Here is a 21,619-nt window from a genome sequence, read left to right as displayed (position 1 = left end):
GCCGCGGCGGCCCGGATGCCGGGGGCGGGGATGACAGCGGTGTCATTTAGCTTGCGCCACACCCCGCCGCGATGGGCCTAAGAACTGGCCTGTGAGCGGGCGATTTGTAAACCGGGACCGGTTCAGGATAATGTTTTTACTCGCACCGCACAGAAAGCTGCGGCTGGAACCGGTGCATGCGGATGTAGCGCAGTTGGTAGCGCATCACCTTGCCAAGGTGAGGGTCGCGAGTTCGAGTCTCGTCATCCGCTCCACACTTTCTTTTTATAGAAGGTGTTTGTCCCGCGCGATTAGCTCAGTGGGAGAGCGCTTCCCTGACACGGAAGAGGTCACTGGTTCAATCCCAGTATCGCGCACCAAGGGTTTTCCAACCTCGTTGGGAAGTCCTGAAACCGGGCTTGGTTTCAAATTTGCGGATGTAGCGCAGTTGGTAGCGCATCACCTTGCCAAGGTGAGGGTCGCGAGTTCGAGTCTCGTCATCCGCTCCAACACAGTTTCACTTTGTATAATTGTGTGAGGCGGCATACGCCACGGTGGAATGGCCGAGTGGTGAGGCAACGGTCTGCAAAACCGTGCACACGGGTTCGATTCCCGTTTCCACCTCCAGCTAGCGTGGCCACCGGCGACGCCTGCGCGATTAGCTCAGCGGGAGAGCGCTTCCCTGACACGGAAGAGGTCACTGGTTCAATCCCAGTATCGCGCACCACGGGTTTCCCAACCTCGTTGGGAAGTCCTGAAACCGAGCCTGGTTTCAAATTTGCGGATGTAGCGCAGTTGGTAGCGCATCACCTTGCCAAGGTGAGGGTCGCGAGTTCGAGTCTCGTCATCCGCTCCATTTTTCGACGCCGTCCCCGCTGGGGGCGGCGTTTTGTATGTTTGCGCTCGGGTGGGGGACAATCGGGGCACAGCTAGTAGCAGTGAGATCTGCGCCATTGTTGGGAACTACTTCCAGCAATGGAGCGACTAGTCGGATACGCGTCGCGCAGCGCGGCGGCAAGCCCGCGGTGTGTGCCGCTGCGACCTTGGAACGACCAGGCGAGTCCTCGCCGTAAGGAGCAGTACATGTTTTCATTTTCCCCGCGCGCCGCAGGCGCCGCGGTGGCTGCCGGGGCCCTCGGCCTGTCCGCCTGGGCAGCGCCGGTAGCCCTGGCTCACGATGCCGTCATCGGCGGCACCGTCACCGAAGGCCAGGTCCTCGACGAATTCCCCGAGACCATCACCCTGGAATTTTCCGGAATCCCGCGGGAGGGCTTCAACAACTTCGCCGTGACCAACGAGGAAGCCGGGGACGTACTGTTTTCTGCCGAGCCGGAGCTCGACGAACGCAACCTGACCATCGAGACCCCGGACGACGTCGATCCGGGCCCCGGTGACTACCAGGTCGGCTTCCAGATCACCTCCTCAGATGGGCACGCCACCCGCGGGGGAGTCAGCTTCACCGTGGCCGGCGGCGACGATTCCAGCGTCGCCGTCGACGAGTCCGCCGTCCCGTCCCCGGACGAGGAGGTCGGCGGCGCCGACGGCCCGCTGAAGTGGATCCTCGCCGTCGGCGGCGTGCTGGTGCTGGCCGCCGTCGTCGTGCTGGTTCTGGCCAAGCGTCGCCCCATTGATGAACAGTAAACAAAGGAATCTGTCATGAAATACACCCGTCTTGTAGTCTCCGCTGTTGCCGCCTCGGCCCTGTCCCTGGCGGCCTGCTCCCCGAGCGAGGAGCCCGCGGACCAGACCGACACGCAGACCACCACCTCCGCCGAGTCGGAGCAGGCCGCCGAAACGGACGTCACTTTCGAAGGCGGTGTCGTGCGCGCGATGGCCGAGGACTCCGACATGACCGCCATCTTCGGCACCCTGGTTAACCACACCGACACCGACCTGCAGGTCGAGTCGTTTAGCACCAGCATCGACGCGGAGATGACCCAGCTGCACGAGACCGTCGACGGCCAGATGTCCGAGATGACCGAACCGCTGACCATTCCGGCCGGCGGCGAGGCCACCCTGGAGCCGGGCGGCGACCACCTGATGCTGATGGGCGTCAAGGAGCCGGTCATGGCCGGCGAGTCCGTGACGATTACCCTGCACCTGACCGACGGCAAGACCATCGACCTGGGCGAGGTGCCGGTGCGCAGCATCGGCGCCGGCGACGAAGACTACGGCGACCTGGGCTCCACCGATCACAGCGATCACGCCGAGCACGAAGGCCACGGCGACCACGCCGAGCACGAAGGCCACAGCGGCCACTAGGGGAAGGTAAGCGAAAGCCATGACGGGACTTAATCGCCGGTACTTCCTACAGGGAGCGGGCGCGGCGGGGGCGGCAACGTTCGCCTTAAGCGCGTGCAGCCAGGCGGAAGAAAAGGACGCGATTGAGCAGGCCAGCCAGTCCGACCCGCTGGCGGAGGCGATCGTCGCCTTCGACGGCGAGCACCAGGCCGGCGTGGACACGGACATGCAGGCCCACCTGAACTTGGTGGGCTTTGACCTAAAGCCGGGCATCGGCAAGCGGGGCTTTCGCAACCTGATGAGCCTGTGGACGGAGGACGCCCGGGCGCTGTGCACGGGCGAGACCCCGCTAGGCTCCCTGGAGCCGGAGATGGTGGACGTACCCGCCAACCTGACCATCACTTGCGGCTGGGGCGAGCCGGTCTTCGACAAGCTCGGGGCAGGGGACCTAAAGCCGGACTGGCTGCGGGACATCAAGCCCTTCTCGAAGGACCAGCTCAGCGATAAGTGGGGCCAGACCGACGTCGTGCTGCAGATCTGCTGCGACGACGCGGTGATGGCCTCCCACGCCATGCGGCACATGATCCGCGCCGCCACCGATTACGCCAAGGTCACGTGGCTGCAGCAGGGCTTCGCCAACTCCTTCGGCTCCCTGCCGCAGGGCGCGACCCACCGCAACCTGTTCGGGCAGCTCGACGGCACGGTCAACCCGCGCGGCGAGGAAGAATACGACGAGCAGGTCTGGATTGATGAGGGCCCCGACTGGGCCCAGGGCGGGACCTGCATGGTGGTGCGCCGCATCCGCATGAATCTGGACACCTGGGAAAAGCTGGACCGGGCCACGCGGGAAAACTCCGTGGGGCGCAAGCTGTCCAACGGCGCGCCCCTGACGGGCGAGGAGGAGCTGGACGAGGCGGATTATTCGGCCACCGACAAATACGGCCTGCCGGTCATCGATCCGAACTCCCACATGGCCCGGGCCCGGCCGCCGGCCGACCACCCCGAGCAAAAGCTCAAGCGGCGCCCGTACAGCTACGATCTGATGCCGGACTACGCCGAATCCCAGGAAGAAGACCTCATCCAGCTGTCCAACGCGGGCCTGGTCTTCATCTGCTTCCAGAAGGACCCGACGCGCCAGTTCGAACCCATCCAGGCCCGCCTGGACGAGGCCGATCACCTCAACACCTGGATTAGCCACATCGGCTCGGCGGTCTACTTCGTCCCACCCGGGACCAGCAGCGGCGGCGCGGGCTCGGCCTTTTGGGGATCCGCACTGCTGGACGCGGTAAGATAAGCCCCGGAATAATAAACCGCGGGCCGCGGCCAGGTATGCTGCTGCCCGCATGAGCGCAAAGGAGCGCACCAAATGGCGGAAGCTATTCCTGCAGTCCCCGTGAACTACGAGTCCTTCGTCTGCCCGGCCGGCACTGCCGTCGGGGCAGCGATGCGCGAGCTGGACTTGCCGAACAAGGGCCCGGAGGCCGTCGTGGTCGTCCGCGACTCCGAGGGCAACCTCAAGGACCTGTCGCATGTTCCGGAGACCGACCAGACCTTTACCCCCGTCGCCGCCAGCGAGGAGGAGGGCCGTGCGGTGGTCCGCCACTCCTGTGCCCACGTGCTGGCCCAGGCCGTCCAAGCAGAATTCCCCGGCACCAAGCTGGGTATCGGCCCGGCCATTGAGAACGGCTTCTACTACGACTTCCAGACCGAAGAGCCCTTCACCCCGGAGGACCTCAAGGCCATCGAGAAGCGTATGAAGAAGATCATCAAGACCGGCCAGCGCTTTACCCGCGGGGTCTACGAGAGCCCGGAGCAGGCCGCCGAGGCACTCGCCGACGAGCCCTTCAAGCTCGAGCTCATCCAGGACAAGGGTAACGTCGACCCGGATTCAGACGAGGCCGCCGAGGTCGGCGCCGGTGACCTGACCTTCTACGACAACGTCAACCCGCGCACCAACGAGGTCGAGTGGTTCGACCTGTGCCGCGGCCCGCACCTGCCGACCACCAAGTACATCCCGGCGTTTGCGCTGACCCGCTCCTCGGCCGCCTACTGGCGCGGCGATCAGTCCAAGGCCGGCCTGCAACGCATCTACGGCACCGCCTTCGAGTCCAAGGAGGCCCTGGAGGCCTACCAGACGCTGATGGCCGAGGCCGAAAAGCGCGACCACCGCCGCCTGGGCTCGGAGCTGGATCTGTTCAGCTTCCCGGACGAAATCGGCTCCGGCTTCCCGGTCTTCCACCCGAACGGCGGCATCGTGCGCATGGAGATGGAAAACCACTCCCGCCGCCGCCACCTGGCGGACGGCTACTCCTTCGTCAACACCCCGCACATCACCAAGGGTGACCTGTTCAAGAAGTCCGGCCACCTGGACTTCTACGCGGACGGCATGTTCCCGCCCATGCAGCTGGACGGCGAGTACGACGCGGAGGGCAACTGCACCAAGCAGCCGCAGGACTACTACGCCAAGCCGATGAACTGCCCGTTCCACAACCTGATCTTCGCCTCCCGCGGGCGCTCCTACCGTGAGCTGCCGCTGCGCCTGTTCGAGTTCGGCACTGTCTACCGCTACGAGAAGTCCGGCGTGGTCCACGGCCTGACCCGCGCGCGCGGCTTCACCCAAGACGATGCCCACATCTACTGCACCGAGGACCAGCTCGAGGACGAGCTGACCAAGGTCTTAGAGTTCATCATCTCCCTGCTGCAGGACTACGGCCTGGACGACTTCTACCTGGAGCTGTCCACCAAGGATCCGAACAAGTTCGTCGGCTCGGACGAGATCTGGGAGCGCTCGACCAGCATCCTGGAGCGCGTGGCCACCAAGTCCGGCCTCGAGCTGGTCCCGGACCCGGCGGGCGCGGCCTTCTACGGCCCGAAGATTTCGGTCCAGGCGCGCGACGCCATCGGCCGTACCTGGCAGATGTCCACCGTGCAGCTGGACTTCAACCTGCCGGAGCGCTTCGAGCTGGAATACACCGCCCCGGACGGCTCCAAGCAGCGCCCGATCATGATCCACCGCGCGCTGTTCGGCTCCATCGAGCGCTTCTTCGGCGTCCTGCTGGAACACTACGCCGGCGCTTTCCCGGCCTGGCTGGCCCCGCAGCAGGTCATCGGCATCCCGGTAGCGGACGAATTCGTCTCCTACCTGGAGGACGTGACCGCGAAGCTGCGCTCCCGCGGCATCCGCGCCGACGTGGATACCTCCGACGACCGCATGCAGAAGAAGATCCGCAACCACACCACGGGCAAGGTTCCGTTCATGCTGCTGGCCGGCGGCCGCGACGTCGAGGCCGGGGCGGTCTCCTTCCGCTTCCTCGACGGCTCCCAGGTCAACGGCGTGCCGGTCGACGAGGCCGTCAAGCTCATCGACAAGTGGGTGACCCAGCGGGTTAACGACCAGCCGAGCGAGGACAACCTCCGTGGCTAGTGGCCAAAGCGCGGAATCCGCACAGCCCGAACCCGGCGTCTACGTCGACTCCGGGGCGGGTGAGCCAGACCGTCTTGAGCGGCTCTGGGCCCCGTACCGCATGGCCTATATCCAGAAGCGTTCGAAGGACCCGTTCGTCGAAGCGCCGCAGGGCAGCGACGAGGACGGGCTCATCATCGCCCGCGGTAAGGAGGTCTACGCGTTGTTGAACCTCTTCCCGTACAACGCGGGACACCTCATGGTGGTGCCTTACCGCAAGGAATCCCAGTTGGAAAGCCTCACCGAGTCCGAGACCGCGGAGATGATGGCTTTTGTGAAAAAGGCAATTCGCGTCCTCAAGCGGGTGTCGCGTCCGGAGGCGGTCAACGTGGGGCTTAACCTAGGTAAGGCTTCCGGCGGCTCGGTGGGAGACCACCTGCACATGCACGTCGTGCCGCGGTGGCCGGGAGATAGCAATTTTATGACTATCCTGGATGGGGTTAAAGTACTGCCGCAGCTGTTGCAGGAGACGCGCCGTCTTTTGGCCGCAGCGTGGCAGGACATAGACGAGGAGGATTCGCGTGCTTAGTGTGCACGGAAGGAAACCAGCCGCGGTGGTGGTGGAGCCGGTAGCCAAGGCGGCTCTGAAGGTCGGGTTGACCCCGAATGCAGTGACCGCGGTCGGCGCCATCGTGACCATCGCTATCTCGGTGCTGTTGATCCCCTCCGGGCACTTGGTCTGGGCGGCGGTGCTGTCCGGGCTTTTCGCCGCCTTCGACATGATCGACGGGACCATGGCCCGTATCCGCGGCGGGGGAACGCCGTTTGGCGCGACGCTGGACGCCTCCTGCGACCGCGTCACCGACGGCGCGCTTTTTGCCGCCATTATCTGGTACCTAGTCTATACCGTCGACGCGCACCCGTCCACCGTGGCCGCCGGCCTTATCGTCCTGGTTTCCTCGCAGGTCATCTCCTATGTTAAGGCCCGCGGCGAGGCCTCCGGGCTGCGCATGGTCGGCGGGCTGATTGAGCGGCCCGAGCGGCTCATCATCGGCCTAGTCGGCGTGGGGTTGGAAGGCTTCGGCGTGCCCAACGCGTTGGCTATCGCCCTGTGGATCCTGGCCGTCGGCTCTGTGTTCACTATCTACCAGCGGCTTATCATGGCCATGAAGCAGGACAAGGTAGCCGACCAAGCTTAACTTTAAGGGGCAGCAATGGCGCGGTTTCTCGCACGCGATATCGATTTCTCGGCGCTCGGGTATCTGGCCGGCTGGCGGGTAGTCAGCTGGCTACCGGAGGCCTGGGCCTCTTGGCTCTTCGACCGGATCGCGGATCTAGCCTGCGACCACGGGCGCGGCATGGACCAGCTGCGCCGCAACCTGTCCCGCGTCGTGGGGCCCGAAAACGTCACGCGCGAGCTGGTGCGCGCGTCGATGCGCTCGTATATGCGCTACTGGAAAGAAGCTTTCCGCCTGCCGTCCATCCACGACGATCCGGGCCTGCACGCGGCCCTGGAACGCGACCTCGACGGCCGCGAACACCTGGAAGAGGGCCTGGCAGGTGGGCGCGGCGTCATCTTGGCGTTGCCGCACTCGGGCAACTGGGACATGGCCGGGGTCTGCCTGGTGGGCATGCACGGACAGTTCACCACCGTGGCCGAGCGCTTGCGCCCTGAGGTGCTTTTCAATGCCTTCGTGGACTACCGCGAGTCCCTAGGCTTCGAAGTCCTGCCGCTGACCGGGGGCGCCCAGCCTCCTTTTGGCCGGCTGAAGGAGGTGCTGGCCGCAGGGGGCATCGTTTGCCTGTTGGCTGAGCGGGACCTGTCGCGCACCGGCGTGCCGGTCGAGTTCTTCGGGGAGACGGCGAATATGGCCGCCGGCCCGGCCCTGTTGGCCGCGCAGACGGGCGCGAGCCTGCACGTGGTGCACCCCTGGTTCACCGAGGATGGCTGGGGCCTGTCCTGCGCGCCGGCGCTGGAAGTGACCGACGTGGCGGAAACGACCCAGCGGATGGCGGACGGTTTCGCCGAAAATATCGCGGCGCACCCGGCCGACTGGCACATGCTGCAACCGCAGTGGAACGTCGACGTCGAGCGGCGGCGGGCCGAACGTGCCCACAAGGCCGAGAGGAAGGGGAACTAGCAACCATGCGGATTGGTATCGTGTGCCCCTATTCCTTCGACGAACCCGGCGGGGTTCAAGCCCACATCCTTGACCTGGCGACGGTCTATCTGGAGCAAGGGCACTACGTGCGCGTTATCGGGCCGGCGGACGAGGAGACCGAGGTCCCGTACTTCGTGGTCAAGGGTGGGCGCTCCATCCCCATCGCCTATAACGGCTCCGTGGCCCGCCTGGCCATCGGCCCGCAGGTCTTTCGGCGGCTGCGGGAGTTCATCACCGAGGGCGATTTTGACGTCCTGCACATCCACGAGCCGAACTCGCCGAGCTATTCCATGGCGGCGCTCTACCTCGCCACCGGGCCCATCGTGGCGACCTACCACGCCTCGGCCGCCAACTCGACCATCCTGACCCTGGCCAAGCCCGTCCTGGCGCCGTTTCTGGAGAAGGTCCGCGGCGGGATCGCGGTCTCCGAGATGGCGCGGCGCTGGCAGGTCGAGCAGCTCGGCGGCGACCCCGTGCTCATCCCCAACGGGGTGGACACGTCGGTCTACGCGCGCTCCCGCCAGGCGCAGGAGGACGCGGAGCGAACGGACCCGCGCCCCGAGATCGTTTTCCTGGGCCGGCTGGACGAGCCGCGCAAGGGCCTGGATATCCTTTTAGAGGCCCTGCCCGAGGTCCATCGCGAGGTGCGGGTGACCGTGATGGGCGGGGGACGGGCCCGCGAGGTCGACGGGGTGGACTTCGTCGGCCGCGTCAGCGACGCCGAAAAAGCCGAGATCCTCGGCCGGGCGGATATCTACGTCGCGCCGAATACCGGCGGCGAGTCCTTCGGCATCGTGCTGGTGGAGGCCATGGCCGCCGGCTGCGCGGTCGTCGCCAGCGACCTCGAGGCCTTCGCGGCGGTCTGTGACGTGGAATCGGACGAGCCGGCCGGCCTGCTTTTTAGCAACAGGGATGCTGCCGCCCTGGCCCGGCAGCTCAACCACGTGCTGGACGACCCACAGCTGCGCGCCAGGCTCACGGCCGCCGGCACCCGCCGGGCGCAGACCTACGACTGGGATCACGTGGCCGCCCAGGTGATGGCGGTCTATGAGACCGTGCAAGACGGATCGAAAGTGCAGGTGAAATAAATGGGTACCGCTTTGCTCGTGGTCGCTGCCGTGGTGGTGACCGTGGTGATGCTCTGGGCTTATTTCACGGCCCAGCGGCTCAACACGTTGCACATCCGCACGGACTCGGCCCTGGCGCAGCTGCAGGCGGCACTGGATAGGCGCGCGGCGGTGGCGGCCGCGCTGGAGCCGCGGCTGGCTGAGGCCAGCGCGCAGGCCGAGGCGACCGCCCTGGTGCCGGGCCAGTTCACCCAGCGCAGCGACCTCGAGCACCGGCTGGGGGAGGAAATCCGCCGCCTGTGTGATCCGGTGCCGGCGCAGCTGGTGGACGCCGAGGTGCGCGTCCAGCTGGCCCATCGCTTCTACAACGAGGCCGTGGCCGATACCCGCGCGCTACGCCTGCGCCCGCTCGTGCGCACCTTCCGACTGGGTGGCACCGCCCGGCTGCCCGAGTTCTTTGATCTCACGGCGTTCTAGCACCTGGGCGCGCAGCTCCAAGACCCACCACACCAGCGTGAACACGAACATGGCCACGACCAGCACGTTGCGCGCGACCAGCGCGGCCACGGGGGCCAGCTGCTCGCCGACGAAATTCCAGAGGTAGTCGTAGCCGAAGGGGTAGATATAGGTCCCCAGGCCGGCGCAGACCACGGTCATTACGCCCAGGATTGCCACCACCTTGCGGCGCGCACTTCCCGGCGTCGTCGTGCGCAGGGCGACGGCGATAAGCGGGCCGAACCAGATGATGTACTGCGGGGAGAAGACCTTGTTCGTGACGATAAGCCCCAGCACGACGACCGCGGCCCAGGAGATGGTGGTCTGCGGGCTCCAGCCGCCCCAGATGAAGCGGTAGAGCGCCCAGAGCAGCGCGAAGGCGATGACGATGCCCATCGCCCACGTCGTTGCCTGCACCGCGCCGTCGGTGCCCGCGCCGGTGATTTCGAAGGACTTCGACGGCGCTATGCCGAGCTCGTAGGCCGCTGGGTGCCGGTACGCGTCCCACATATAGGGCGTGGCCGCGACCGACTCGATCTGCAGGCCGCGGACGTTCTGGTAGTCCAGGGGACTGGTCAAGCGCTCCCAGCCGCCCGAGAGCAGTGTGATGCCGGCGAAGGCCACCAAGGACACCCCGAAGGTCAGCAGGCGCAGCCAGGCGCGGGCGTTGGTCGCGCGCCCGACCAACCCGGCGGCGAGTACGCCCGGCCATAGCTTCATCGCGCAGGCCAGAGCGATAAGGCTGGAGGAGAGCACGGGCCAGCGGTGAATGACCAGCGCGGCGAAGCCGACGGCCAGACCGGGGAAGATATCCAGGCGCATGACGAAGACGTGGCCGGCGGCCAGCCCGAACAGTACCCAGAACCAGGCGGCGGTAAAGGCGGTCGGGCGTGTGTCGTGGCGGTGGAGCAGGGCGGCGAGGAAGGCGGCGTCGCAGGCTAGGCAGAAAAGGGCGAAGACGAACATGAAGGCCATGATCTCGCTGCCGCCCAGCCAGGCAGCCAGGTAGGTCGGCCAGGTCCCGGCGTGCGGGTATTCGGTCATATCCTGCGGGTTCGAACCGAAAATGGCCACGTGGTAGTAGAACAGATCGCCCCGCGGCTGGTGGTTGAGCTTGATGAGCATAGCCAGGCACAGGCGCGCGATGGCCCAGCCGACCCACACGGCCGGGACGCGGCGGAGTCCACCGCGTGCCCGCAGGAGCTTAGTCATTATTCAAAAGTCTTTTCATCATCTCAACACGGACAGAAACTGGCGCCAACGAGCGCCGGGCTACGGGGAGCCAAAGCGCTCGCTCAACTGGAAGGAAGGGCCTAGGAACCGCTGATGATTCCTTCGACATCGACGGGCGGGCCCAGCGTCACGAGGACCCCAAATACGATAGCAATAACCACTACCGCCAACAGGATAGAGCGCACGGGGTGGCGCACCACTTGCACCAACAGCGCGTCGGCGGGCCCGGCGGGGGTAGCCGCGCTGTCCGTGTCACGGTAGCGCCACCCGCCGGCCACCAGGCCGCGGCGGGCCGTCCAGAGGGCGAAGGGCAGGGCGGCGAAGGGGATGGCGGAAACGGCCAGGCCCAGGACGCCGATGCCTAGGGGCCACCGGTTGTTGATCCAGATCAGGCAGGTCATGAACAAGAAGCTTAAGAAGCCGAAGCCATGGATGCTGCCGGCGACTGGGACGACGGCCTCGGTCACACCGGAGTATTTCAGGGCCATGCCCACCAACAGCAGGGTCCAGGTAAACATCTCGAGTACGGCGGCGGACAGGTGTAGTTTCTGGGGAGTCATCGACCGACCATCTTACGGAGGCTCGCCCCACGAGGTAAGGTGGGCAGCCGTATATGTGGTGGGCGTCATAGTCCCCGGGCCGGCCCGGGCGCAAGCTCGCGCGCACTGGCGCGTCGCCCGCCTGCCAGAAGAAGGGAGTTTAGGGTGTCGTTTCGGCAGGTAATTGAGATGTCCGACCTGGGCGGAGATCGCTACCGCGGGCCCGGGGTGCCCTCGGAGATGAAGCGCACCTTCGGCGGGCAGGTCGTTGGCCAGGCGCTGCAGGCGGCGCAGCAGACCGTGGAAGGCAAGACGGCGAACTCGCTGCACGCATATTTTGTCGGCGGCGGATTGTCAGCTGAGCCCATCGATTTCACCGTGCGTACCATCCGCGACGGGCGCACCTTCAGCCACCGCCGGGTCATCGGCTGGCAGGGGGATAAGGAGATCGTGGAGATGCTGGTCAGCTTCCGCCGCCCCGGCGACCAGGGGCCGGAGCACGCCGCGGCGCTACCGGACGTGCCGGGCCCGGAGGAGTGCCGCGCGAGCGCGGAGGATTGGCCGTCGACCTCCCGTATCGTGCTGGGCGAGTGGAGCGACTGGGACGTTCTCATGGTCCCCGACGAGCACGACAACTCCCGCCACGCCCAGGACAAATACGGCGCCGGCGCGCGGCACATCTGGTTCCGCTACAACGTCGGGTTAGGCGACGAGCCGGCCCTGAATCAGGTGGCCTTGTCCTACCTGTCGGATATGACCCTGCTGAACTCGACGCTGATTTCCCACCCCGAGGCGCGCGTGCAGATGGCCAGCCTCGACCACAGCCTCTGGTTCTTCGACGAGATCCGCGTTGACGAGTGGTTGCTCTACGAGCAGGACTCGCCGTTCGCCGGAGGCGGGCGCGGTTTCGCCCAGGGGCGGGTCTACCGTCAGGACGGGGCGCTGGTCGCCCAAGTGAGCCAGGAAGGGCTCATCCGTTGGCTGAAGGAATGACCGAGTAGGTGGCCTGGGCGAGGTCTTTTTCAGACGCGATGGCCTCGGAACGTATAATCGCGTTAGTTAAAACCAACTAGGAAGGGGCACACCTTATGGCCGGCCACTCTAAATGGGCGACAACCAAGCATAAAAAAGCTGCCAACGACGCCAAGCGCGGCAAGGAATTTGCCAAGCTCATTAAAAACATCGAGGTGGCGGCGCGTACGGGTGGCGGCGATCCCGCGGCCAACCCGACGCTGGACGACATGATCAAAAAGGCCAAGAAGGCCTCCGTCCCTAACGACAACATCGAGCGCGCCCGCAAGCGCGGCTCCGGCGAGGAAGCCGGCGGTGCCGACTGGGAAAACATCATGTACGAAGGCTACGGCCCCAACGGCGTGGCCATGCTGGTTGAGTGCCTGACCGATAACCGCAACCGCGCGGCCACCGAGGTGCGCACCGCCATGACGAAGAACGGTGGCAACCTGGGCGAGTCCGGTTCCGTGTCTTATATGTTCTCGCGCATCGGCGTCGTTTTTGTGAAGAAGGGCGAGCTGACCGAGGACGACCTGCTGCTGGCCGTGCTCGAGGCCGGCGCCGAGGAGGTCAACGACCGCGGCGAGCAGTTCGAAATCACCTGCCAGCCCGCCGACGTGCGCGCGGTGCGCAGCGCCCTGGAGGAGGCGGAGATTTCCGTCGAGGACGCCGACACCGACTTCCGCCCGTCCGTCGAGGTCCCGCTCGGCGCGGCCGATGCCAAGAAGATCTTCCGCCTCATTGACGCGCTGGAAGACTCCGACGACGTGCAGAACGTCTACACCAACATGGATCTCAGCGACGAGGTCCTGGCCGAGCTCGAGGACTAGTAAGCCAGCCCGGGGCTTAAGAACCTGGCAATGGGGCAGTCGGGGCGAGAATTTCTTGCCGCGGCTGTCCTCGGTCGTGTCTGCACGGGGGTGAGTACACCGGGGCACCCAGGCTGGCCGGCCGGGCGTAGCGCGTGTAGGATGCGTGATAATGTACTAGAACATATGTGTGGCGGAGGTGGCCGGTGAACCTGGAGGGCTTGCGCGTCATGGGCATCGACCCGGGCCTGACGCGCTGCGGCCTGTCGGTCGTGCAGGCAGGCCGGGGTCGCGCCGTCATCCCCATCTCCGTCGGCGTGGTGCGCACGCCCGCGGACAAGGAGCTCACCGAGCGCCTGCTGCGCCTGTCCAAGGCCGTGGCCGAGTGGATGGACGAGTACCAACCGGACGTGGTCGCCATCGAGCGCGTCTTCGAACGCGGCAACGTCTCCACGGTCATGCAGACCGCCCACGCGGTCGGGGTCTTGGTGCTCGCGGCGGCTGAACGCGGCCTGGAGGTGCACATGTACACCCCCTCGGAGGTCAAGAAGGCCGTCTCCGGCAACGGCCGCGCCGACAAGAAGCAGATGACCGCCATGATCACCCGTATCCTGGGGCTTAGCGAGCCACCCAAGCCGGCCGATGCCGCCGACGCGCTAGCGCTCGCCGTCAGCCACTGCTGGCGCGCCCCGGCGCTCGCCCGCGCCGAGCAGGTACGGGAACGGACGCAGGCCCAGCGGCAAGCCCAACAGCAAGCCCTGGCGCGCGCCCGCGCCACCCAGTCCGGCTAGGCGGCCGGACGAGCACCAAATCGCCCGAAACCTGCAGAACCTAAAACTCCATCCCGGGAAGAAAGGACACCCCTCGCCATGATCGCATCGTTGCGCGGAGAGGTCATCTCCATCGCGCTGGACCACGCCGTCATCGAATGTCAGGGCGTGGGCTACCTCGTGCACGCGGCCCCGCCCACCCTCGGCCGGCTGACCCGCGGGGAAGAGGCCTTCGTGCTGACTTCCATGGTGGTCAAGGAAGACTCCATGACCCTCTACGGCTTCGGCACCGCCGAGGACCGGGAGATGTTCCACCTGCTGCAGTCCGTCTCGGGGCTCGGCCCGAAGCTGGCGCTGGCCGCGTTGTCGGTGCTGGAGGCCAACGAGCTGGCGCAGGCGATTAGCCAGTCGGACGCCAAGCGCCTGCAGACCATACCGGGCGTGGGTAAGCGCATGGCGGAGCGGCTAGCACTCGAGCTCAAGGACAAGGTGGCAGGCTTCGCCGGGGCCGGCGCGGCCGCGGACGAGGGCGCGGCCGCCGGCGGGGTCCCCGCGGCCAGCGAGCCGGTCGTCCAGCAGGTCACCGAGGCGCTAATGGGCCTGGGCTTTACCGAAAAGGCCGCAGCGGGGGCCGTCGAGGCGATCGTCGCCGAGCAGCCCGATGCCGCCACGCCGGTGGTCCTGCGCAACGCGCTGGCCCGGCTGGGCAAGAAATAATTAGGCGCACGCCAGGGGTTGACGACGGGTAGGGTGTTAGGACATGTCAGATATTGAGCGCACCGAGTTTCAGCTGCCAGACGGGCTAGAAGCCGCCCGGCAGGGCAGCGCGCAGGCGGCGGAGCGCCGCAACGACGACGTTGACGGGCATGCTCAGCAAGGTGAGCGCGACATCGAGCGCTCCCTGCGCCCGAAGAGCCTGGACGAATTCATCGGGCAGCCGAAGGTCCGTGAGCAGCTGTCCTTGGTGTTGCAGGGCGCGAAGAAGCGCGGCGTGACCCCGGACCACGTGCTGCTGTCCGGCCCACCCGGGCTGGGTAAGACCACCATGGCCATGATCGTCGCCCAGGAGCTGGGCACCAGCCTGCGGATGACCTCGGGTCCGGCGCTGGAGCGCGCCGGCGACCTAGCCGCCATGCTCTCCAACCTCATGGAGGGCGACGTGCTGTTTATCGACGAGATTCACCGCATCGCGCGCCCGGCCGAGGAAATGCTGTACATGGCCATGGAGGACTTCCGGATCGACGTCATCGTGGGCAAGGGCCCGGGTGCGACCTCCATCCCGCTGGAGATCCCGCCGTTCACGCTGGTAGGGGCGACCACCCGCGCCGGCATGCTGACCGGCCCGCTGCGGGACCGCTTCGGGTTTACCGCGCAGATGGAGTTCTACGACACCGCGGATCTGACCCAAGTCATCAAGCGCGCCGCGCAGATCCTTGGCGTGGACATCACGCGGGAGGCCGCCGTGGAAATCGGCTCGCGCTCGCGGGGTACCCCGCGTATCGCCAACCGCCTGCTGCGCCGCGTGCGCGATTACGCCGAGGTCAACGGCGACGGCGAGATTGATCTGGAGGCCGCCCAGGGGGCCTTGGCCGTCTTCGACGTGGATGAGATGGGCCTGGACCGCCTGGACCGGGCGGTCCTGCACGCGCTCATCGAAGGCCACAACGGCGGGCCCGTCGGCGTGAACACCCTGGCGATTGCCGTGGGGGAGGAGCCCTCGACCGTCGAGGAGGTCTGCGAGCCCTACCTCGTGCGCGCCGGCATGATTGCGCGCACCGGGCGCGGGCGCGTGGCCACGGCGGCGGCTTGGCAGCACCTGGGGCTAACCCCGCCCGACGGGGCGATTGGCCTGTTTTAATAGATTCTTACTGCCAAACGGCGTTTGATTAACAGCTAAACTGAAATTTCTGGCACACTGGATCGGTATGGAACTAGTGCTATTTATCGTCCTCGTTGTCCTTCTGGTCCTGCCTACCTTCTTCGCAATGCGCAAGCAGCGCCAGCGTCAGAAGGAAGTTGCCGCCTTCCAGGCCTCGTTGACCCCGGGTAAGCGCGTCGTGACCGCCGGCGGCATCCACGGCACCGTGACCGCGGTGCGCGAAGGAGATATCGACCTGGAGGTCGCCCGCGGCATGATCATCACTGTCGACAAGATGGGCATCCTGCGCGCGGCCAACACCGCCCCGAACGGGGTGGGTGACGCCCCGGATGATCCGCAGCAGACCGATTTCCACTCCGAAGATAACCCGGGCAACCCGGACGAGCGGAACTAGGTCAACCGGACCCGCCCGTTCTTGCCTCCACTCACCGCCTGCCTAGGGCGTGCCGAGCGCACGCCACCGGTAGGCGGATTTTTCTGTTTCCTCGCACTGTGATCGTTGTCATGGTCACACTAAGCACTTTTCTGGCTCCCTGTCGAGGTTTTGCCAGCGGTATGACGTACCATGATGGATCGTGTTCGCTCCTTTCATCGTTAGAGGCAGCGATTTTTACTTAGCCCTGTAACTTGCAATGCACAGGAGATTGTATTCGTGTCCGCTCCTCACAAAGGCGCCATCAACAACGCCAGTAGGAAATGGCCGAAGCGCGCCATCATGCTCTTCGTCGTCATCCTGCTGGCGGTGTGGGCGCTCGTATTCTTTACTGGCGATCGCACCGCCAGCACCAAGCTCGGCATCGACCTGCAGGGTGGTACCCGCGTCACGCTGGTCCCGCAGGGCGAAGAACCGACCCAGGACCAGCTGAAACAGGCTCGCGAGATCCTGGAACAGCGCGTCAACGGCATGGGCGTGTCCGGCTCCGAGGTAGTCATCAACGGCAACACCCTGGTCATTACCGTCCCGGGCGAGGACACCCAGGAAGCGCAGTCGGTGGGCCAGACCTCGCAGCTGCTCTTCCGCCCGGTGGCCGAACAGCCCACCCCGGACATGACCAAGCTGCTGCCGGAGATGGAAGACATGGCCAACCGCTGGGTCAAGTACGGCGTCTTGAACAAAGATGAGGCGAACCAGTCCCTGAAGCGCGTGACCGACGCCATCAACCAGGCCAACGAGCAGGCCGAGGGCCAGGGCTCGAACAACACCAAGGTGGATGAGAAGAAGGTCAGCGCCGAGCCGCTGCCGGAGCCGGAGAACTCCCTGGAGCAGGCGGAGCGCCGCGACGAGATGACCGACATGTTGCTCAAGGACCGCCAGTCGGAGGACCCGACCACGCTGTCCGCGGCCTCTGCCCTGATGACCTGCACCCAGGACACGGATCCGCTGGCGGGCGCGGACGATCCCGCCAAGCCGCTGGTTACCTGTGACTACTCGCAGGGCATGCCCTATATCCTGGACCCGGCCCCGCTGCTGGACGGCGTCGAGGATCCGAACGGCACCCGCCTGACCGGCTCGGAAATCGACACGGATTCCCCGATCGACGGCGGCCTGAACCCGGAGACCGGTCAGATGCAGATCAGTTTCTCCTTCCAGACCGGCGACGGCCCGAACGGCTCGGCCACCTGGGCCAAACTGACTGAGGAGTACCTGCAGAAGCAGATCGCCATCACCCTGGACTCCGGGGTTATCTCCGCGCCGCAGATTCAGGGCGCGACCCCGTACGGCTCGGCCACCTCGATTACCGGTGACTTCAGCCAGGAAGAGGCGCAGTCGTTGGCCAACAACCTGCGCTACGGCGCGCTGCCGCTGTCGTTCGTCGGCGAAAACGGCGAGCCGGGCGGCACCACCGAGACGGTCCCGCCGTCGCTGGGCCACGCCGCCCTGCAGGCCGGCCTCATCGCCGGCTTGGTCGGCCTGATTCTGGTTCTGGCCTATTCGATCTACTACTACCGCGCCTTCGCCTTCGTCTCCTTCCTGACTCTGGTCGGCGCCATGGCCCTGACCTACGGTTCCCTGGTGCTGCTGGGCCGCTGGGTCGGCTACTCGCTGGACCTGTCCGGCATCGCCGGCCTGGTCATCGGTGTCGGCGCCATGGCCGACTCCTTCGTGGTCTACTACGAACGCATCAAGGACGAGATCCTGGAAGGTCGCACCTTCCGTTCAGCGACCACCAAGGCCTGGGAGCGGGCGCGCACCACCATCGTGACCGGTAACGCCGTCACACTGATCGGCTCCGTGGTCGTCTACTTCCTGGCCATCGGCGAGGTCAAGGGCTTCGCCTTCACCCTGGGCCTGACCACCGTCTTCGACCTGGTCGTCTCCTTCCTTATCACCGCGCCGCTGATGATGCTGGCCGCCCGCAAGCCGGTCTTCGCCAAGCCGTCCATGAACGGCCTCGGCGGCATCTTCGCGCTGGCTGAGGAAACTCGGGCGAAGGGCCACTATGGTAAGGCGCATCCGCGCGGCGACCAGGCCACGGACGCTCAAGACACGAAGCCTGAGCACACTGAGCGCACCGTGCGAAGCAAGCGCAACGAGCAGGGCGAGGAGAACAACTAATGGCTAAGAACAAGATTTCCCGGTTGGATCGCCTCTACTCCGACGAGGGCGGCATCGACTTCATCGGCCGGACGAAGCTGTGGTACTCGATCACCATCGGCCTACTGGTCGTGTCCATCGCCGCTATCCTCATCCGCGGCTTCAGCCTCTCGCTGGACTTCGAGGGCGGCACCACCGTGACCATGCCGGCCGCGGACCTAGTGGAAGAGGAAGTCGGCCAGACCTTCGAGGAAGCCACCGGCGTGGAACCCGAGCAGGCCCAGATCGTCGGCTCCGGCGCCTCCGAGACGCTGGAGATCACCTCCGAGCGACTGAGCCAGGAGCAGGTCGACAGCGCCCGGCAGGCCATCTACGAGGAGTACCAGCCGGAAAACGCCGAGGGCGAGGCCACCCCGGACGCCATCGGTACCTCCACCGTGTCTGAGTCATGGGGCTCCTCGATTACCGAGCGCATGATCATCGCGATGGTGGTCTTCCTCATCGCGGCGACCATCTACGTCGCCATCCGCCTGCAGCGCACCATGGCGTTCGCGGCGATCCTCGCGCTGATCGTCGACGGCGTCATCATCGCCGGCATCTACGCCTTGTTCGGGCTCGAGGTTTCCCCGGCCGTCATCATCGGTCTGCTGACAGTGCTGACCTTCTCCATCTACGACTCCGTGATCGTCTTCGACAAGGTCAATGAGAACACCCAGGGCATTTTGGGGCAGCGCAAACACACCTACGGTGAACAGGCCAACCTGGCTATCAACCAGACCGTGATGCGTTCGATTTCCACCTCGGTGATTTCCGCCCTGCCGATTATCGCCCTCTTCGTGGTTGCGGTCTGGCTGATGGGCATCGGCACGCTCAAGGACCTGGCACTCATCCAGCTCATCGGCGTTATCGAGGGCATCTTCTCCTCCCTGTTCCTGGCCACCCCGCTGCTGGTTAGCATGGTCAACCGGAAGAAGGAATTCCGCCGCCACAACGCCGAGGTGAAGCGCTACCGTTCGGGCGAGGCTGACGACGAGCTCGACCTCGAGGAAGGCGGCGCGAAACGCACCGTGGCCTCCCCGGTGACGGCGTCGGCTAACGACGATATCGCCGAATCTAGCGACGACCACGGCCCGCTCCCCGGCGAGGGCACTACCAGATCCGGCGCCACCTGGCGCCCGGGACAGTAGCCCGGCCCAGGTAGTTCACGGTCAGTTTCTCTCCCCGGGGCTTTCACCCCGGGGTTTTGCAATCGGTAGTCTCAGGTAGGAGTAAGCCCGAAATGGGAATTGGAGTCAACAAGAACCCGACGCGGTGGCGTCTGGCAGCCGCGGGCCTGGCCGCCAGCCTGGCGCTGGGCCTGGCAGCCTGCGGGCAGGGGGAGGAGCCGGCCGAGGAGGAAGGCACCGCCTCCAGCGACCACTTCGGCTACCAGACCTCCTCGGAGCTAGTAACCACCAACGCCGGCACCGCCTTCGGCTCCGCCGGCAGCGTGGCGCAGCTGTCCAGCCGCCTGTACCCGGCCGCCTTCGTGCCAGGCCCGCGCGGGCAGATGATCCCGAACACGGACCTGGTCCAGGCCCAGGAGCTCAGCCCGGGCTCCGAGGATGAGTCCAAGTCGGTGCTCTACACGCTGAGCGACGACGCGAAATTCTCCGACGGCCAGCCGGTGACCTGCGTGGACTACCTGCTGGCGTATACGGCCGGCACGATGCAGGAAACCTTCGGCTCGCACATGCCGCTGGTCCAGGATATCCAGCAGGTTAAGTGCGCGCCGGAGAACAAGGTCTTCGAAGTCGTCTTCGCCCCGGGCACCGGCCAGCGCTGGCGCGGGCTGTTCGGACCGGGCACGGTAATGCCGGCCCACGCTATCGCCAAGAAGCTGGGGATGGATTCCCAGGAGCTGACCAACGCCTTGTACTCGCAGGATCCCACGGTGCTCGAGGAGGTTGCGCGCATTTGGCGCTTCGACTTCCAGTTGGCCGAGTTCGATCCGGAACTGCAGGTCTCCTTCGGACCGTACGCCATCGACCACGTGGGCGAGAGCGGGGAAGTGGTCCTGGAACGCAACCCGCACTTCTTCGGCAACGAGGCCGAGATCGCCCCGGTGACCGTCTGGCCCGCGGACGCGGATTCCGGCGCGCTGAAGGACGCCGGGACCCTCGGCGTGGTTGACTCCCGTGCGGCGAACCCCGCCTGGCTGGACCGCGACGCGGCCGATAACCCTTATGAGATCGAGCCGGTCGTCGGCGATCTCACTGAGTCGCTGGTCCTGTCGGAGTATGGCTTGTTCGCGCAGGAGGAGCCGCGGAGGGCTTTCTCCGAGTGTATCGATCAGGCCGCGCTCGCCAAGCTCAGCTCCGCCGAGTCCGGGGTGGAGGTCCCGCCGGTCTACCAGCACGTCCTCCGGCACAATGACCCCATCGGCAAGTACCTGAAGCGGGCCGTCGAGCCGCACGTGGGCACCGACAACGCCATTGCTCAGACGCTGAGCGGGCAGACCATCCGCATCGGCTACCTAGGCCCCAACGACCGCTACGCGGCCATGGTGGAAAAGATCGCGGAGACCTGCCAGCCGGCCGGGATCACGGTCGAGGACGTGAGCGCGGAGAACACCTCGCAGTACATGCTCAACCCGGATCCGGCAACTGGCCTGCCCGCCATCGACGCCTTCCTGGGGCCTATCGATCCGCTCACGGAACTCTCGACCGCGGAACCGCGGATTTCGAATGTGGAAGAGCTTAACAAGGCCGAGGCCGAGCAGTGGCAGACGGTGCGGACCATCCCGCTGGCGGCGCAGCCGAAGACTTTCGTGGTCCGCAACGATGTCATACACGTAGTACCGTACACTGGGCTGGCGGGAATCGGTTGGAATATGGACAGGTGGACGCTGATCCCCGAAGGCGCCACCGAATCGAAATCGAAGGATAATTAAGTGAGTTCTCAGTACTCCAACGCTAATGAAGCCCTACAAGACAAGATCCGCTACGTCCAGGATTTCCCGGAACCGGGTGTTCTCTTCGAGGACCTGACCCCGGTGCTGGCCGACGCGGACGCCTTCAGCGTCGTGGTCGATGGTCTGGCCGAGGCCTGCGAGGACCTGGGCGCGGAAGTGATCGGCGGGCTGGACGCCCGCGGTTTCTTGCTGGGGTCTGCGGTCGCCTACAAGATGGGTGTGGGGATCCTGGCCATCCGCAAGGCGGGCAAGCTGCCGCCGCCGGTCCTGCACACCGAATACGAGCTGGAATACGGCACCGCGGCCCTGGAGATCCCCGCTAACGGCGCGGAGCTTAAGGGCAAGAAGATCGCCCTGGTCGACGACGTCCTGGCCACCGGCGGCACCCTGTTTGGTGCCCGCCAGCTGCTGGAACAGGCGGGCGCCGAGGTAGTCGGCAACGTCGTGGTCATCGAGGTCGAGGGCCTGGGCGGGCGCGAGCGCCTAGCGGGTACGCCTTTGGTGGTCTTACGCACACCTGAGGAGAATTAAGCGCTAGACTG

Annotated in this window: 21 protein-coding genes and 6 tRNA genes; 25 read left to right on the top strand and 2 right to left on the bottom strand. The window is 65.8% G+C overall.

The features are described from left to right. The first annotated feature begins 178 nt into the window (after nt 1-178). From CCONF_RS06800 to CCONF_RS06730, 15 genes are all read left to right on the top strand, one after another. Nucleotides 179-254, top strand: a tRNA-Gly gene (locus CCONF_RS06800). A gap of 30 nt (nt 255-284) precedes the next feature. Next, nucleotides 285-359: transfer RNA gene (locus CCONF_RS06795), tRNA-Val, on the top strand. Between the two features lie 53 nt (nt 360-412). Then, a tRNA-Gly gene (locus tag CCONF_RS06790) sits at nt 413-488 on the top strand. Nucleotides 489-532: 44 nt separating this feature from the next. Continuing rightward, nucleotides 533-606, top strand: a tRNA-Cys gene (locus tag CCONF_RS06785). A 25-nt stretch (nt 607-631) separates the two neighbouring features. After that, a tRNA-Val gene (locus CCONF_RS06780) sits at nt 632-706 on the top strand. Nucleotides 707-759: 53 nt separating this feature from the next. Continuing rightward, nucleotides 760-835: transfer RNA gene (locus tag CCONF_RS06775), tRNA-Gly, on the top strand. Nucleotides 836-1,062: 227 nt separating this feature from the next. Further along, on the top strand, nt 1,063-1,620 hold the full coding sequence (locus CCONF_RS06770) for a copper resistance CopC family protein (RefSeq protein ID WP_290222030.1): 558 nt from the start codon (nt 1,063-1,065) through the stop codon (nt 1,618-1,620). Between the two features lie 15 nt (nt 1,621-1,635). After that, complete coding sequence (locus CCONF_RS06765) at nt 1,636-2,241, top strand: copper chaperone PCu(A)C (protein ID WP_290222028.1); 606 nt, start codon at nt 1,636-1,638, stop codon at nt 2,239-2,241. Between the two features lie 19 nt (nt 2,242-2,260). Further along, on the top strand, nt 2,261-3,514 hold the full coding sequence (locus tag CCONF_RS06760; protein ID WP_290222025.1) for a Dyp-type peroxidase: 1,254 nt from the start codon (nt 2,261-2,263) through the stop codon (nt 3,512-3,514). Nucleotides 3,515-3,586: 72 nt separating this feature from the next. Further along, the gene (gene thrS / locus CCONF_RS06755) at nt 3,587-5,644 is read left to right on the top strand and encodes a threonine--tRNA ligase (RefSeq protein WP_290222023.1); all 2,058 of its coding nucleotides are present in this window, start codon (nt 3,587-3,589) and stop codon (nt 5,642-5,644) included. Next, on the top strand, nt 5,637-6,212 hold the full coding sequence (locus CCONF_RS06750) for an HIT family protein (protein ID WP_290222001.1): 576 nt from the start codon (nt 5,637-5,639) through the stop codon (nt 6,210-6,212). The genes thrS and CCONF_RS06750 overlap by 8 nt, the downstream gene beginning before the upstream one ends. Further along, nucleotides 6,205-6,822 (top strand): phosphatidylinositol phosphate synthase, encoded by a 618-nt coding sequence (gene pgsA, locus CCONF_RS06745; protein ID WP_290221999.1) that lies wholly within the window; start codon nt 6,205-6,207, stop codon nt 6,820-6,822. The genes CCONF_RS06750 and pgsA overlap by 8 nt, the downstream gene beginning before the upstream one ends. 15 nt (nt 6,823-6,837) lie before the next feature. Then, on the top strand, nt 6,838-7,764 hold the full coding sequence (locus tag CCONF_RS06740; RefSeq protein WP_290221997.1) for a phosphatidylinositol mannoside acyltransferase: 927 nt from the start codon (nt 6,838-6,840) through the stop codon (nt 7,762-7,764). Between the two features lie 5 nt (nt 7,765-7,769). Continuing rightward, nucleotides 7,770-8,873 (top strand): glycosyltransferase family 4 protein, encoded by a 1,104-nt coding sequence (locus CCONF_RS06735; protein ID WP_290221995.1) that lies wholly within the window; start codon nt 7,770-7,772, stop codon nt 8,871-8,873. Continuing rightward, the gene (locus tag CCONF_RS06730; RefSeq protein ID WP_290221993.1) at nt 8,874-9,329 is read left to right on the top strand and encodes a hypothetical protein; all 456 of its coding nucleotides are present in this window, start codon (nt 8,874-8,876) and stop codon (nt 9,327-9,329) included. On the opposite strand, the gene CCONF_RS06725 is transcribed toward CCONF_RS06730, so the two are convergent. Both CCONF_RS06725 and CCONF_RS06720 read right to left on the bottom strand, forming a co-directional pair. Further along, nucleotides 9,246-10,559: a DUF2029 domain-containing protein gene (locus tag CCONF_RS06725; RefSeq protein ID WP_290221992.1), complete on the bottom strand. Its 1,314-nt coding sequence runs from the start codon at nt 10,557-10,559 to the stop codon at nt 9,246-9,248. The two genes, CCONF_RS06730 and CCONF_RS06725, sit on opposite strands and share 84 nt — an antisense overlap. A gap of 101 nt (nt 10,560-10,660) precedes the next feature. Next, a complete protein-coding gene (locus CCONF_RS06720; protein ID WP_290221989.1) occupies nt 10,661-11,140 on the bottom strand; it encodes a DUF3817 domain-containing protein in 480 nt (159 codons plus the stop codon). 144 nt (nt 11,141-11,284) lie between these two features. Between CCONF_RS06720 and CCONF_RS06715 the strand changes: the two genes are divergently transcribed. The 10 genes from CCONF_RS06715 to CCONF_RS06670 all read left to right on the top strand — a co-directional run bounded on the left by CCONF_RS06715 (nt 11,285) and on the right by CCONF_RS06670 (nt 21,608). Next, on the top strand, nt 11,285-12,112 hold the full coding sequence (locus tag CCONF_RS06715; RefSeq protein WP_290221987.1) for an acyl-CoA thioesterase: 828 nt from the start codon (nt 11,285-11,287) through the stop codon (nt 12,110-12,112). Nucleotides 12,113-12,207: 95 nt separating this feature from the next. After that, nucleotides 12,208-12,960 (top strand): YebC/PmpR family DNA-binding transcriptional regulator, encoded by a 753-nt coding sequence (locus CCONF_RS06710; protein WP_290221986.1) that lies wholly within the window; start codon nt 12,208-12,210, stop codon nt 12,958-12,960. A 185-nt stretch (nt 12,961-13,145) separates the two neighbouring features. Next, on the top strand, nt 13,146-13,730 hold the full coding sequence (gene ruvC / locus CCONF_RS06705) for a crossover junction endodeoxyribonuclease RuvC (protein ID WP_290221983.1): 585 nt from the start codon (nt 13,146-13,148) through the stop codon (nt 13,728-13,730). Between the two features lie 78 nt (nt 13,731-13,808). Beyond that, complete coding sequence (gene ruvA, locus CCONF_RS06700; protein ID WP_290221981.1) at nt 13,809-14,426, top strand: Holliday junction branch migration protein RuvA; 618 nt, start codon at nt 13,809-13,811, stop codon at nt 14,424-14,426. Nucleotides 14,427-14,469: 43 nt separating this feature from the next. Continuing rightward, nucleotides 14,470-15,567, top strand: a complete 1,098-nt coding sequence (gene ruvB, locus CCONF_RS06695) for a Holliday junction branch migration DNA helicase RuvB (RefSeq protein WP_290221979.1) — start codon at nt 14,470-14,472, stop codon at nt 15,565-15,567. Nucleotides 15,568-15,634: 67 nt separating this feature from the next. Further along, complete coding sequence (yajC, locus tag CCONF_RS06690) at nt 15,635-15,982, top strand: preprotein translocase subunit YajC (protein WP_290221977.1); 348 nt, start codon at nt 15,635-15,637, stop codon at nt 15,980-15,982. Between the two features lie 321 nt (nt 15,983-16,303). Beyond that, the gene (secD, locus tag CCONF_RS06685; RefSeq protein ID WP_290226316.1) at nt 16,304-18,145 is read left to right on the top strand and encodes a protein translocase subunit SecD; all 1,842 of its coding nucleotides are present in this window, start codon (nt 16,304-16,306) and stop codon (nt 18,143-18,145) included. Beyond that, nucleotides 18,145-19,311 (top strand): protein translocase subunit SecF, encoded by a 1,167-nt coding sequence (gene secF / locus CCONF_RS06680; protein WP_290221974.1) that lies wholly within the window; start codon nt 18,145-18,147, stop codon nt 19,309-19,311. The genes secD and secF overlap by 1 nt, the downstream gene beginning before the upstream one ends. A gap of 92 nt (nt 19,312-19,403) precedes the next feature. Next, a complete protein-coding gene (locus CCONF_RS06675) occupies nt 19,404-21,056 on the top strand; it encodes an ABC transporter substrate-binding protein (RefSeq protein WP_290221972.1) in 1,653 nt (550 codons plus the stop codon). Next, a complete protein-coding gene (locus CCONF_RS06670) occupies nt 21,057-21,608 on the top strand; it encodes an adenine phosphoribosyltransferase (RefSeq protein ID WP_290221970.1) in 552 nt (183 codons plus the stop codon). The last annotated feature ends 11 nt before the right edge of the window (nt 21,609-21,619 follow it).

The organism is Corynebacterium confusum (genome assembly GCF_030408715.1).
In the GTDB taxonomy this organism is placed as follows: domain Bacteria; phylum Actinomycetota; class Actinomycetes; order Mycobacteriales; family Mycobacteriaceae; genus Corynebacterium; species Corynebacterium confusum.
This window is presented reverse-complemented; position numbering and strand designations above follow the sequence as displayed.